12 protein-coding genes are annotated in these 14,630 nt (G+C 25.3%); 6 read left to right on the forward strand and 6 right to left on the reverse strand.

Annotated features, from left to right (window positions below):
- Positions 1 to 659: 659 nt before the first annotated feature.
- A complete protein-coding gene (locus QZ146_RS04210; protein ID WP_295722409.1) occupies positions 660 to 2,462 on the forward strand; it encodes an MATE family efflux transporter in 1,803 nt (600 codons plus the stop codon).
- Between the two features lie 42 nt (positions 2,463 to 2,504).
- On the opposite strand, the gene QZ146_RS04215 is transcribed toward QZ146_RS04210, so the two are convergent.
- Together QZ146_RS04215 and QZ146_RS04220 are read right to left on the reverse strand one after the other, a co-directional pair.
- A complete protein-coding gene (locus QZ146_RS04215; protein ID WP_295722410.1) occupies positions 2,505 to 3,221 on the reverse strand; it encodes a metal-dependent hydrolase in 717 nt (238 codons plus the stop codon).
- 343 nt (positions 3,222 to 3,564) lie between these two features.
- Positions 3,565 to 4,341 (reverse strand): succinylglutamate desuccinylase/aspartoacylase family protein, encoded by a 777-nt coding sequence (locus QZ146_RS04220; protein WP_295722411.1) that lies wholly within the window; start codon positions 4,339 to 4,341, stop codon positions 3,565 to 3,567.
- 392 nt (positions 4,342 to 4,733) lie between these two features.
- Between QZ146_RS04220 and QZ146_RS04225 the strand changes: the two genes are divergently transcribed.
- Positions 4,734 to 5,909 carry an argininosuccinate synthase gene (locus QZ146_RS04225; RefSeq protein WP_295722412.1) on the forward strand — a complete coding sequence of 392 codons (1,176 nt, stop codon included), beginning with the start codon at positions 4,734 to 4,736 and terminating at the stop codon, positions 5,907 to 5,909.
- A gap of 155 nt (positions 5,910 to 6,064) precedes the next feature.
- Positions 6,065 to 6,802 (forward strand): NAD-dependent protein deacylase, encoded by a 738-nt coding sequence (locus QZ146_RS04230; protein ID WP_295722413.1) that lies wholly within the window; start codon positions 6,065 to 6,067, stop codon positions 6,800 to 6,802.
- Positions 6,803 to 6,805: 3 nt separating this feature from the next.
- On the opposite strand, the gene sfsA is transcribed toward QZ146_RS04230, so the two are convergent.
- Both sfsA and QZ146_RS04240 read right to left on the reverse strand, forming a co-directional pair.
- Positions 6,806 to 7,510 carry a DNA/RNA nuclease SfsA gene (sfsA, locus tag QZ146_RS04235; protein ID WP_295722414.1) on the reverse strand — a complete coding sequence of 235 codons (705 nt, stop codon included), beginning with the start codon at positions 7,508 to 7,510 and terminating at the stop codon, positions 6,806 to 6,808.
- 16 nt (positions 7,511 to 7,526) lie between these two features.
- Complete coding sequence (locus QZ146_RS04240; protein WP_295722415.1) at positions 7,527 to 9,086, reverse strand: NAD(P)H-hydrate dehydratase; 1,560 nt, start codon at positions 9,084 to 9,086, stop codon at positions 7,527 to 7,529.
- A gap of 465 nt (positions 9,087 to 9,551) precedes the next feature.
- Here QZ146_RS04240 and QZ146_RS04245 point away from each other — a divergent pair, with 465 nt between their 5' ends.
- The gene (locus QZ146_RS04245; RefSeq protein WP_365316577.1) at positions 9,552 to 9,764 is read left to right on the forward strand and encodes a potassium channel family protein; all 213 of its coding nucleotides are present in this window, start codon (positions 9,552 to 9,554) and stop codon (positions 9,762 to 9,764) included.
- Between the two features lie 374 nt (positions 9,765 to 10,138).
- On the forward strand, positions 10,139 to 10,303 hold the full coding sequence (locus QZ146_RS04250; protein ID WP_295722416.1) for a hypothetical protein: 165 nt from the start codon (positions 10,139 to 10,141) through the stop codon (positions 10,301 to 10,303).
- A gap of 134 nt (positions 10,304 to 10,437) precedes the next feature.
- Here the strand turns inward: QZ146_RS04250 and fhcD are convergent, their stop codons facing one another.
- Positions 10,438 to 11,319, reverse strand: a complete 882-nt coding sequence (gene fhcD / locus QZ146_RS04255) for a formylmethanofuran--tetrahydromethanopterin N-formyltransferase (protein WP_295722417.1) — start codon at positions 11,317 to 11,319, stop codon at positions 10,438 to 10,440.
- A 274-nt stretch (positions 11,320 to 11,593) separates the two neighbouring features.
- Positions 11,594 to 12,694 (reverse strand): UPF0104 family protein, encoded by a 1,101-nt coding sequence (locus tag QZ146_RS04260; RefSeq protein ID WP_295722418.1) that lies wholly within the window; start codon positions 12,692 to 12,694, stop codon positions 11,594 to 11,596.
- Positions 12,695 to 13,153: 459 nt separating this feature from the next.
- Between QZ146_RS04260 and QZ146_RS04265 the strand changes: the two genes are divergently transcribed.
- Positions 13,154 to 14,608 (forward strand): TrkH family potassium uptake protein, encoded by a 1,455-nt coding sequence (locus QZ146_RS04265; protein WP_295722419.1) that lies wholly within the window; start codon positions 13,154 to 13,156, stop codon positions 14,606 to 14,608.
- Positions 14,609 to 14,630 lie beyond the last annotated feature (22 nt).

Consider the following 14,630-nt stretch of genomic DNA (forward strand, 5'->3'; position numbering starts at 1 on the left):
AAGCAACTATTTTAATATTATTTTTTATATATTTTTTGTCAAATTCTAAGCACACTAATAATAAATTTGTTAAATTAAAAAATGACTTTAATTTAAAAATAAATTTAAATGTAAATAAAAACAAGGGATTTAGTGATTTAACATCTTACTATGATTAACTTATACTAAAAATTACATAATTTAGATTGTTGGACAAAATATTTATAAATATTGGGATTTTTAGCGATAATTGAGTTTTAATAAGTGTTCATTTTTATTTAATTTAGCTATTTTTTATTATATTTTGTTTATTTTAGTTATTTACATATTTTTTGTATATAGTAATCAACGATAAATTTTATATTTCTATTTTAGTTTTTATACAATTTTTTTTAGACAAAAAAGTATTATTCATAAATTTTATAAACTATCAACAAAATTTACATTATTTTAATATTAAAATTTTATTAACTAATCGAAAAAAAAGATGAATTCAAAATTAGGATTAATTTATAGACTAATTTCCTAGAAAAATGAAATTAATATTCAAAAATCAACCGATGCTAAAAGATAAATAAAATCAAATAATCTAAATTGATGGAAAATAGTGTTTTAATATTTAAATAAAATTTTATCAGTTAAATTTTTCACATCACAGATAGTAGAAAAAAATAAATAAGATGGCATTTAAAGTTAATATTAATGAAATAAGAATATTGTATAAAAATATGTATAGAGAATATAAATTTTTAAATAATAAATATAAAAGTATTTTAGTATCTACTATTTTAGTACAACTATCAGATAAAATAGGTACAGTATTAGACACCATAATAATTGGATTTCTTTTAGGAAGTTTATACCTACCAGCAATAAATATTGTTACTCCTTTTCTTTTTTTAATAGGATGTATATACACATTATATGGAAATGGAGGAAGCATACTAAGTTTAAAAGCTAAAAATGAATTTGATTATGAGAAAACAAATAAATATTTTACATTATCAATAATTGGAAGCGTGCTTGTCAGTTTTGTATATTCTATTTTTATATTCATTTTTGCAGATTTCCTTTTACATGCCCTAAATACTCCTAAAGAAATATTCATTATAAGTAAAACCTATCTGTTAATAATAACAGGTTTTTTCATATTAAATACATATATTAAAGTTCTTTCATTTTTTATAAAATCTGACGGAGAAGCAAAATTAACATTACGGGCAATACTTATTGCAAATATTTTAAACATAATTTTAGATTTCGTATTATACAAACTGCTTGAACCAACAATTACAAGCATTGCACTTGCATTAGTTATAGGATATTTAATAAGTGCAATTTACATTTCAAGATATTATTTCAAAAAAGATGCAAGTTTTAAGTTAGTATCCTTAAGTAAAATTTCATTTAAGGATTTCATACAATTTACAATAAGCGCTTTACATTCCACTCCTGAATTAATCGGAAGAATATTCCTCACTGTTAAAACATCCGTTATTCTTTATTTATGTGCTACGTTTTTAGGTACATCTGGTCTTTTAGCATATCTGGTATATGATAATGTTGCAACAATTTTTTATTTAACAATAACAGGAATAATGAATGCTGCTAATCCAATAATAACTCTATTTTACAATGAAAATGATTACCCTGCTGTAAAATTTATCATGAAAAAAAGTGTTGGGTATGTTTTAATAGTAACTCTTGTAATAAGCAGTATACTCATTATTTATCCAGAAATACTACTTAAATTATTCAGTATAACTTCATTAAATCAACAAAAAATTGTTACAACAACAATAATCCTCACAAGTATTGGATTAATTGGCAAAAACCTCTGTTTAATACTTATAAACTATACTCAATCAATATCCAAATTTAACATTTCAGCGATTATGAATTTTATGGAGGAATTTGCGTGTCCTCTAATTTTTCTACCTCTATGTATTAGCCAATATGCAGGAATTGGTATTTGGATTGCCATTACATTATCTGAAATAGTTACAACATCCATATATCCTCTTTTAGTAAGAAAGTATAAAAGAAAAGATAAAGACAGCTTTGTAAATACCTTGTTAATGGTTCAAGATTCAGAATCAATCTACTGGACAATTACAAGAGGAACTTTTGAAGAACTAGATGCTTCTATGCAAAAATCAAATAAAGAGATTATAAAAAGCATTGAATCAATATTTAGCCGTGATTATTTAATTATTACAAAATCACTAGAATGCATAGCTAAAAATATTTTCAATGAAGAAAAAAACATAAATAAAATTGATATTTCAATTATAAATAATAAAGATCAAACAATAATCCGATTAATTCATGAAGGAAATGCATATAATCCATTTGAAAATGAAAAACTATCACAATTTGAGTATATTAAAAATTTAAAAACCTTCAAATATTCATTTGATTACTACAGACTTTTCGAATTGAATTTCTCATATATTAATATAGATAATTCTGAGATTAAATAGGAAGAACGGAATATTTTACTTAATATTTTTTTTATTTCTTATTTAAATTCTGTGTAAAAAACCAATATTAAAATAATGGAAATATACCCCATACTTTACAATGGCGGTTAAAATTAGAATTATTAAAAGTACTGTTGCCATTTTTTTATGAAATTTTTTATTATATAATGGTAAGAAAAGCTTAACACCTGCAGGTGAAAATAAATCAACAATACTATGAGATAATAAACCTAAAAAAATTGATGAAAAAATTAAAAGTTCATTAAAACTAGCAGGATATAAAAATACAGCTAATAAAAATAATATAATAAATAGAGGTAATAATTTTTTATTAATGGAAAATAAAGAAATAAAAATTATACATATACTAATTGAAACTAAATTAACATAAGAAAAGGAATTTAGTATATTTAATTTTAAAATAATATTATATCCTAATTTTATTATAAAAAATAAGATAATTGTAATAAGTGAAATCCCAAAAATGGAATGGGTAAATCCTCGATGAGAAGAAAAATAAAATATTAAACCTAGAAGGCATATTAAAATTCCCAAAGAATAAGGTAATTTAAGAATATAGAAAGCTATAAAAATTAAAAGGCCTATTATAATAAGTCTATAAACATTATCCATTTTTATTTTATGATCATTATCTGGAATATTTCCACCAATTAATGTTAAAGCAATAGCTATAGGATTTTGGAAAAATAATAAAGCTAATACTAATGCAACAATACTGTGAATCTTATAATCAGACATGAAATCACTTAAATACCAATAAACTATATTTTAAAAAAAAATATTATTTTAAACTTTCATTAATTAGGTTTTAAATTAGTATTTAAATATTATTAGCCTAGAGCTTATGAAATCTAATATTTGATAAAAACAGATTAATAATAAAATTTCATGAAAAATATCTATTAAATATAAATTTGATAAATATAACTCTATGAAATATAAGTTTAATAAGTATAACTCTATGAAATATAAGTTTAATAAGTATAACTCTATGAAATATAAGTTTAATAAGTATAACTCTTGAAATATAAGTTTAATAAGTATAACTCTATGAAATATAAAATTAATTAATATAAATCACTTATTTAAAAACATCAAAATATGATAAGAAACTATACATCTGGAGTAATGAACGTTGATATGCTCCTTTTTTTAGATAGCCAAAAGGAGATAAAACTTCACAGGTAACAGAAGGAATACTCGCCAAATTACATTCATCTTCAAGTGCACCGTTATAATTGTCTCCTGCTTTAGGATAATTTAATAATTTACATCCAATATTTTTTGAGATAAACTGGCCAATATTATAACTTTCAGCTGTTGGATTTAATGATGAGAAAACAGCTTCAATACCGGGAGTACTATTAACACCAGTAGAATGAAAATCACCAACTGCTTTAATATTTTGAGATTTAATCAATTTAAATATAATATTGGTTAAAGAACCTTCAACAAGAGTTGACCTATTTAAATCCATGCTCTTAAAAGATCTGGAATTATGCATTGTTGCATTAGGTGCAACAAAAGGAATTACATAAATAGTCCCATTTAGTTCTTGAGACAATAAATAATTTATTAAATATAAACTTGCAAGTTGTGGAGGTAGTTCATTACCATGTACTCCACTTACCACCATAAGCTTTTCACCAGTACTACCTATTTTTACTAGTGGTACACCCTTAATTGATTCTTTTAAAATATTTTTAAAAAAAGCATTATTTGGAATTTCCTTATATAATCTTTTATTTGCAGAAATATAACCTCCATAAAAATCTGAAGACTTTAATAACTTAATATCAAAATCATTAACCAAAGTTTGATTATTAAACTTTTGAATTAATAATTTATCTGCATCCATTATAAAAACTCCAAAAATTAATAAAAAATTTACATTATAGATAGTTACATCTTAAATTTTAAAAAAATAATTAATTTACAATAAAATTTAAAATACATTGAAACTCTTTTTAGAAAAAATTCTTTTCTATTATAAATTTTGAAAGTATCCTATTTAAATTAATCTAAATGATTTTTTATAATACTATTTAAAAAAATATATAAAAATATTTAAGTTTAAAAATCGAAAAAGAAGAGAATTATAATTTAATAAATAAATTGAATAATATTAAGAAATCATTCTAACTTATATTTTTATATAATAAATAAAATATAAATAATATAAAACTTATTTTTATATAATCAGTTTTTAAATACTTAAAAATACCATAATAAATTTACATAGGTGATTAGATGGAGAAAGTAGTTCTTGCATTCAGTGGAGGTTTAGACACTACTGTTTGTGTAAAATTATTAGAAGAGGAATATAATTATGAAGTTATTACCGCATGTGTTGATGTTGGTCAACCTGAAGAAGAAATTAATAAATCTCAAAATTCTGCAGATAATTTAAATCATGGAAAACATTATGTTATTGATGCAAAAGAAGAATTTGCAAATGAATACATTTCAAAAGGAATAAAAGCTAATGCGGAATATGAAGGTTACCCATTAAGTACTGCACTTGCAAGACCATTAATTGCAATGAAAATTATTGAAATAGCTGAAAAAGAAGGAGCAACTGCAATTGCACATGGTTGTACTGGAAAAGGTAATGACCAATTTAGATTTGAAGCTATAATTAATTCAATGAGTGACCTTAAAGTTATTGCTCCAATTAGAGAATTGAACTTAACAAGAACTGAGGAAATTGCATATGCAAAAGAACATAATCTTCCACTTCCAAGTGATAAAATTTATAGTATTGATATAAATATTTGGGGAAGAAGTATTGAAGGAGATATATTAGAAGATCCCTGTAATGAACCACCTGAAGAAATATACGAATGGACCAAATCTCTTGAAGATGCAAATGATACACCTCAAAAAGTTACAATTGAATTTGAAGAAGGAATTCCAATTGCAATAAATGGAGAAATGATGTCCTTAGTAGATTTAATCTGGAAAGCTAATAAAATAGCTGGAGATAATGGAATTGGTAGAGTTGACATTATTGAAAACAGAATTGTAGGTTTTAAATCTAGAGAAAATTATGAAGTTCCTGGAGCAAAATTACTAATTTCTGCTCATAAAGCTTTAGAAGAATTAGTTTTAACTGTAGATGAGCTAAGATTTGCAGAATATATGAGTACATTATATGCAGATTTAGTATACAAAGCAATGTGGCAAGAACCATTAAGGGATGATCTTGATCAGGCAATTGACCAAATGCAAAGAAGAGTATCTGGAAAAGTTGTTATGAAATTATTCAAAGGTTCCATCCAACCATTAACTAGAAAATCACCTTTCAGCATACATAGTGTTGAACAAATTACCTTTGAAGACAAAGAGACTGATCAAAAAGAAGTTGAAGGTATGATTAAATACCATAACTTACAAGGTCTAAACTATCAAAAACTTAATTTATAATTTTTAAACTTTATTTCTTTTTTTATTTTTATTTTTAATGATTTACATCCAATAAATTATTTTTAAGGACTACTATTGATTTAAATATTTTTATATATTATTATAAATCAATAAAATTATTATTTATAATAAAAAATAATAAAAAAGGTAAAATTATGGATTCAAATGAAAGAATAAATAATTTGGCTAAAATAATTGAAAATTCCAAAAAAATTGTATTTTTTGGTGGTGCAGGAGTTTCAACTGAAAGTGGAATACCGGATTTTAGAAGTGCAAATGGAATCTATAATCAAAAGACTAAAAATTTACTTTCTCCAGAAGAAATAGTCTCACATACATATTTTATAAACCATACAGAAGAATTTTACAATTTTTATAGAGAAAATCTTATCTTTAAAGATGCCAAACCTAATAATTGTCATATAGGACTAAAAAAATTAGAAGATATGGGTAAATTAAAGGCAATTATTACACAAAATATTGATGGTCTACACCAGAAGGCTGGAAGTGAAAATGTCTTCGAACTTCATGGAAGTGTTTATAGAAATTTTTGTACAGGTTGTAATAAAAGTTATGGGATTGAAACGATTATAGAAAATGAAGGAATTCCTAGATGCGAATGTGGAGGAATAATTAAACCTGATGTGGTTCTTTATGAAGAACCATTAAATAGAACCATTATGAACATTTCAATTGACCATATAAGCCATTGTGATACTCTAATAATTGGAGGAACATCACTTGTGGTGAATCCTGCAAGTAGCCTAATACAATATTTTAATGGAAAAAATCTAATTTTAATTAATAAAAGTGAAACCCCATATGATTATATGGCAAATCTTGTAATAAATCAGCCTATAGGAGAAGTATTTTCCCAAATTCTTGATTTATAAAATCTATTTATCTAAACTAAAGTCTAAAGACTTATCATCAATTTTAACCTCATCTAAAGTATTAATAGATTTATAAACTAATATTTCAACACCTTCACTATTAACTCTTTTTAATGTTTCGGCAAATTGAGGATCATTTTCCCAATTAGGTCTAAAGTAGTCTCCTGCAGGATGTTGTATTAAAAAGAATACAACAGCTCTATGACCTTCTTTTTTAAGTTTTAAAAGTTCCCTTAAATGTTTAGAACCTCTTTCAGTAGGTGCATCTGGAAACTGTGCAATACCATCTTTAATTAAGGTTACCCCTTTTACCTCACAATAACAATCCTCTAGAGATCCATCATTTAATGTTTTTTTAAGATAAATATCTATTCTAGAATTATGGAAAGTTTTTTCAGATGAAATTTCACTGTAACCTTGAAGCTCTTTTATTTTACCTTCATTGATTGCTTCAAAAACGACCCTATTTGCATCTTGAGAGTGTAAAGAAACTAGCTCACCCTTGTTTACAACAAAAATTAGAGAGTATTTTGTCTTACGTTTAGGATTGTCACTTACACGAAGAAAAACTTCAACTCCCTCAATTAACAGCTCCTTACATCGGCCAGTATTTGGAACATGAGCTTTAACTTCTACACCTTCAAGTTCACAAATAGCTATAAAACGGTTAGGTCTACTTTTAAAAATAGCTTTTAAATATTTTGACATTTTACCCCTAATTACACTATTTAATTATATTTGCCATTAATGCACCAAGATACTCAGTAATATCACTTGCTGAAAATCCATACCCTTGTTTATTAAATGCTAAATCTCCTGCCCTACCATTTAAGTAAAGTGCAAGAGCTGCTGCATCAAAAGTATTTAATCCCTGTGAAAGTAAACTTACAGCAATACCAGATAATGCATCACCCGTACCTCCAACAGTCATACCAGGATTACCTGTTTTATTGATTCTAAATTGATTACCCTTTAAAACTAAATCATATTTACCTTTTAAAACAACAGTTGACTTAACAGATTTTGTAATATTTTGTATAGATTCAATTTGATTATTGATAGATACATAGTCTAAATCCTGAGACAAATTATTAATAGAATCTAAATCAATACCCTTATTATTAATTACACTATTAAAGAATGTTTTAAATTCAAATAAATGAGGAGTAAGAATAATATCCTCTCTATCCTTGATTAATTTTATATCGACAAGTTTTAAAGCATCAGCATCTAAAACAATTGGTTTCTTAATTTTATGTACAAGTATATTAAATAATTTAGCAGTTTCATCATTAATTGATGAACCGGGACCAATTAAAACTGCATCAACACCATCTACAAGTTCTAGAATATCATCTAAATGTTCACTTGACAGGTAATCTCCACTTAAACCTTTAACGATTAAATCAGGAGATAAGGATTTAATCGGTAAACTTGCAGAATTTGGACAAGCCACATAGACTAAATCAGTACCAGAAGATATTGCAGACATTCCTGAAATAGCTGGAGCCCCTGAATAATCATTACTTCCTCCAATAATTAATATTTTACCATGAACTCCTTTATAAGAAGAAGGCAATCTGTTTTGAATTTTAACCAAGTCTCCATATCCAACAAATATTTCAGCCTCTAATGGGATACCAATATCACAAGTAACAATGCCTCCTACAATATCCTCATTTGCTATTTTAACACCTGTTTTTATTCTATGGAATGTTATAGTATAATCGGCTTTGATTGACAAATCATATACCTCACCTGTTAATGGATCCAGGCCTGAAGGAACATCAACAGCAATTTTAATTCCTTTTGCATTGTTTATTGTTTCTATTGCCCTACGCGCTTTATCTCTTAATTTGCCTTTAATACCCGTTCCAAGTATTCCGTCAACAAGTACTGCCTCACCCTCTAAATCAATATTATCAAAATCAGCTAAATCATTTATATAATGAATTTTAAGTGAGGAAATTCTAGGTTGCATATTTAAAAGTACTTCTAAATTTGCCTTTGCATCTTTTGATTTAATATTATCAAGAGTATTTAATGAATATATTTCAACTTCAAATCCCCTATTTAACAAATATCTTGATGCTACAAAACAATCTCCACCATTACCTCCAGAACCTGCAAATAGTAAAATTTTAATTGGATAGGAATAATTATAGGTTACAATTTTAGCAATCTCATCTGCTAAGGATTTTCCTGCTGATTCCATTAAACAAATCCTATTAATACCTAAATATTCACAATTTAAATCTGTTGCTTCCATATCTATCGGATTCATTATCTCACCATTATAATATATTTAGACCTTTAAAACTAAATATCATACCATATAAACAATACTTATTATAATATTTATTATAATATTTATTATAATACTCATTATAGTACTTATATAATATTTATAATATTAAAATTAAAGAATTTTTAAAAAAAATTATTTAAAAATGTTTATTTGAAATAAAATATTATTGAATATTTTTTTAAATGAAATATTAATTAAATATATTATTTATTATTATTATAAAAATAAATAAGTATAAACTATTAAACAATATATACACTTAAATTAATAATTTTTTAAGTTAATTTATAAATGACATTAATTCTATAAAAAAAATTGATTAAAAAGGTGTAAATTGCCTTTAAAAAAAGATAATTTAAAATTTATACTGAAAAATCATAGTTTTATAATAATAGGATTAGTATTTAGTTTAATTGTATTTATTTATGGAATTATTGTTCTATGATTATTCTAAAACTAAATAGTATTGATTCCATTTATTATACGGTTATTACTGTTGAAACCGTAGGATATGGAGATAAACACCCTACAACATATATGGCAAAAATATTTACTTTAACTTTATCATTATTAGGGATAGAAATTATTACTTATATATTTAGTACTATTTTTGAAAATGTTTCTAATGAAATAAAAAGAAGGCAAGTGAGATGAATAGAAAAAGGGATAATATGGATTGTTTCAAGAGCAAGTAAAAAAGAAAACATTGAAAGATTATATAATGCAGGTGCAAATAAAGTCATATCTCCAGAAACAAGTGGGGAAACAGAAATATTTTTATCCGCTGTAAAACCTAATCTAATAAGGATTACAGATTCAAGAAAAAGGGGACAATTTGAAGAAGGAATTTATATTCATTTAAAACATGACTGTGCAATTGAAATGATTGAATATCACTTTCCAGGAATTTAAAAACCTTTTACTATTGATGTAGGGTTTAAAACTAAAGAAGATTTAATTGAATATCTTAAAACAAATTAAAAAATAAAACTTCAAAATGCCTTAAACAGTATAGAAAAATTATCAAATTGAATAACTTCACAATTAATAAGTGGGCTAATTTTAAAGCATTAGAAGAAGCTATAAAAGAATTAAAAGCAAATAATTTGATTTATGGAGTAAACCTTACTGATAAAGAAATATTAAATATAAATAACAAAAGAATAAATCAAATAGAGTATACGGAAGAATAATAAATATTAATAAAAATAAGTAATACTAAATAAAAAAATATCCGAATAAAAAAAATCAAACATTAATTAGAAATAATAATATAATCTAAAAAGTAAAAAAAAGTAAGAAAAATAGTTATAGATTTATACAACTATTATAATTCTTTTAATTTGATTTGGTAAGGACCTAAATCCCCACCATAGTTTCCTGCACCAATTTTTAAAACACCATGTGCAGTACAAGCAGCTTCAATACCTGCTTTCATTGCAGCTCTAACAGATTCTTCATCGACACCATCAATAACGATTTCAACCATACCAAAAACATCATCAGGTAATTCAGTGTCAACAACATCTTTTAAAGTTACACATTCTTTTTCATTGGTAGAAGCACTTAAAAATTTATATTTAGAACCAACTTTAGAACCAGAAGCAACCATTCCACCAGGGAAAGGAGTTATTACACCTGGAACAGCTTTAATAGCATCAGCAGCAATTTCAGCAGCTACTACAGCTGAAAGTTGACTATCTGCCATGATAAAGAAGTTTCCTCCAGCAACACCATCTTTGAATCCCATAGTATCTTCTACTAAGAATTCACCGGACATAATAGGAATAACATGCATTTTTCTTCCATCCATTTCTTTTTCAGATTGGTATCCGTCACCAAAGAACTTAAGTTTGCTTCCAGTAGCAAATGAGTCTTCCCCATCAAGAGCATTAAAAGCTGCTGCAGTAGGAGCAGTTAAAACACATTGACCAATCCTATTCATGATTTCTTCATCTAAAGCTTTTTTAGACATATGACAAATCATAATAGCAAAACCTGGTCTTCCATCAGGAGATTTAGTTGGAGGTACATAAGTATCAATACCTGCTTCTGCAGGACATCCAATTACAGAACAAGCATATCCTGTAGCTTCAGTAGCTGTAATTTCTGCTAAATGTTTAGTAGCAGCAGTTATAATAATTCTTGAGACTTTTATTCCAAAACCTTCAGCAAAGGTATCTTCAATTTCTACACCATTATTTTCCATTATTTCACCTAATTTAAATTAGATTATAGAATATAATCTTATAATTTTAAATATATTTTAATAATAAAATAAAGTTTTCTATTTATTTATGATTATTTATTTTTAAAAAAATTACTTAAAATTAAAATTCAGTGATAAAAATTAAAAAATTAATAAATAAAATAAAGATATAACCTATTTAGATTAAAATTTTAATGACGAAGCATATAAAATAAATCAGCCGATTATAAGTTTAATAAAAAAAGTAAAAATAAAAAATAAAAAAAGTGTGATTTTATTTTTTCAAATTCTTATTTAATGATTTAATATTCTTTATAGCCTCATTTTGATCTTCTAATGTGGATACATTAGGAGTTTCCTCTTCTTTCTCAGCATTTCCATCTAATACATTCACGCCGTAATAAGGTATTGTAAGGGCACCAATAAATGTTGTCATCCAAAAAGAAATTAATCTTTCAACTAATGTTGCAGCAGCGCCAATATTAGATGGTATACCTGTAGATGCAAAGAATACAATCATAGTTCCATCAATAATACCTACACCCCCAGGCAATATTGGAATAAATCCTATAAGTACAGATAAAATAAATACCTCACCAATCATTATAGGTGATACTGGATAACCAAATGCCATAAATATTAAACATACCCTTGTAATTTCCAAAATCCATATTAAAAATGATATTGGAAAAGCTTTGTATAATAAGTTTTTATCTTTTACCATTAAACGCATTGAATCCTGAAAACCAACAATAGCTTCAACTAATCTTTTTTCTCGAGTTTCTGTATTTTTCTTGGAAAACTTGTGAAGTAACCAAACAAGCCATTTTGTAACTTTAGCCCCAAATCTATCATTAATAGACATGTAAACAATAGCAAAAACAACTGCAACAACAATTATAACAGCTATAGTTAAGAATATGACAACTGTTAAACTAAGAGTATCGTGGATTATTAAACCTACAATTGTTAAAAGTGCAAGTAAAATAAAAGGCAATGTATCCATTGCTCTATCAACAATAACAGTTGCAAATGATGATTCAAATGGAATACCTGTTTCTTTTGTTAAGACATATGCTCTAACAGGTTCTCCCCCACCACGACCACTAGGAGTAATATTGTTAACTGCTAAACTTAACATGAGCATTGGAAAAGTTTTTTGAAAACTTAGATTAATATTAACAGATTTATTGATTAATTGCCATCTTAGTGTAAATAAACCATAAACAAGAAATTGAATTAATACTGCAAGTAAAACATAATAAACATTAGCATATTGAAAGGCGTACATAACTTTATCTACACCTACAAAGTATATCATTACAAGCAATATTAATAATCCAAAGACTAAAAAGATTAAAGACTTATATTTCATTATAAAACCCTATTATCAAAGCTTCAAATATTAAATTAAAATGTTTTAAAATCAAAATTTTTAAAATGAATAAATAAATAAATAATTTAAAACCATCTCTTCAAATACTATTAAATAAATTTTAATAGTAAAATTAAAAACTTTAAAAATAAATTATGTTAATTTATAAAAGTTTAAAATTAATTAATAATTATTTATACTCTCAATTTATATATATATTTATTTAAAATTATCTAAGTCTTTAAAAAAATTATGTGAGAATAGATTATTAAATATAATTTTTAAGGCACTGCAAAAGGTATCTATAATAAAAATGTTTTATAATAGATTAAACTTAAATAATATCCAAATTGGAAATAAATAAAGAATATTAGATTATTTAAAACATTTATATATATAATTTATAAAAAAATAGATAAGATTTAAATATTATCATATATAATTTTAAAATAGATAAAAATGAAATATATAAATTTTAATGACTGTAAAATCATTTTCCATTACCTTGGAAAAGTAATGCAAGCAGTAGGAGTTGCTTTTTTAATACCAATAATAATTGCAATCCTTTATAGAGAGTTTAATTGCATTTTTGGATTTATATTAGTCAGTATCTTTTCTTTAATACTTGGAACTATTTTTAATAAGATTCCGATTGTATCATCAAAAATGAGATTGAAACACGCAATGATAATTTCTTCACTTGCATGGTTATGGGCAAGTATTTTAGGTAGTCTTTTAATGTTTATAATATTAAAACTCCCATTGATTGATGGAATCTTTGAAAATATGTCAATGTGGACCGGTACTGGATTAACTGTTTTTACAAATATTGAGGCTCTGCCAAAATCAATACTATTTTTAAGAAGTTTTGAAGGATGGTTAGGAGGTCTTGGAATTGTAATTATTGCAATTGGAATACTTATAAGATCAGGTAATGCAGCAAGCAAACTTTACAAGTCTGAAGCAAGAGAAGAGCGTATAAAACCAAGTATTGTAAATACCATGAACAAAACAATTGAAATCTATTTAATTTATACATTATTTGGAATTTTTTTGTATGTACTTGCAGGAATGCCCTTATTTGATTCTGTAAACCTGTGTTTCTCCATGATATGTACTGGAGGAATGAGTATTAAAAATCAAAATATTGGTTTTTACCATAACAATATAATCTACATTATTAGCATGCTTATAATGATAATAGGTGCTATAAGTTTCCCAGTCCATTACAAAATATATTTTACAAAAGGAAAATCCTTAATTAGAGATATACAATTTAAAACTATGATTTTTTTAATATTAGTAAGTTTAATTATAATTTACGGATTAACCAGAATAATGAATATTGATATTTTATTTACAATAATATCTGCTATCACCAGTACAGGAGCAAATACCGTTCCATCAAATATTATGATGAACTGGGCAAGAATAAACCTTTTAATTGTATTATTGCTTATGATTATTGGAGCTTCAAGTGGATCTACTGTAGGTGGAGTAAAAATTATCCGTGTTATAACTGTAATAAAATCATTGGGTCAAACTGTCATAGGAATTTTATCTCCAGAAGGACGAAAATTCCCGGTTAAAATCCAAGGAAAATCAATTACAGATAAAGATACAAAAGAAGCAAGTTCTTACATTATCTTATATTTAATAATCATACTTTTAAGTTGGATTGTTTTAATGGGATATGGTTACAATGATTTCAACGCATTATTTGAGATTACATCTGCAATAGGTAACAGTGGTTTAAGTTCAGGTTTGACAAATCCAGGATTACCAGTATTAGTTAAACTTGTATTAATTTTTGATATGTGGGTTGGAAGACTTGAAATAATACCAATATTAGTAAGTATTTACGGTCTTTACGATTTAATAAAAATAAATAGAAAACACAAAAAGAATGTTTAAAACAAATAAATATTAACAATAC

Origin of the sequence: uncultured Methanobrevibacter sp. (assembly GCF_905235195.1) — an archaeon.
Classification (GTDB): domain Archaea; phylum Methanobacteriota; class Methanobacteria; order Methanobacteriales; family Methanobacteriaceae; genus Methanarmilla.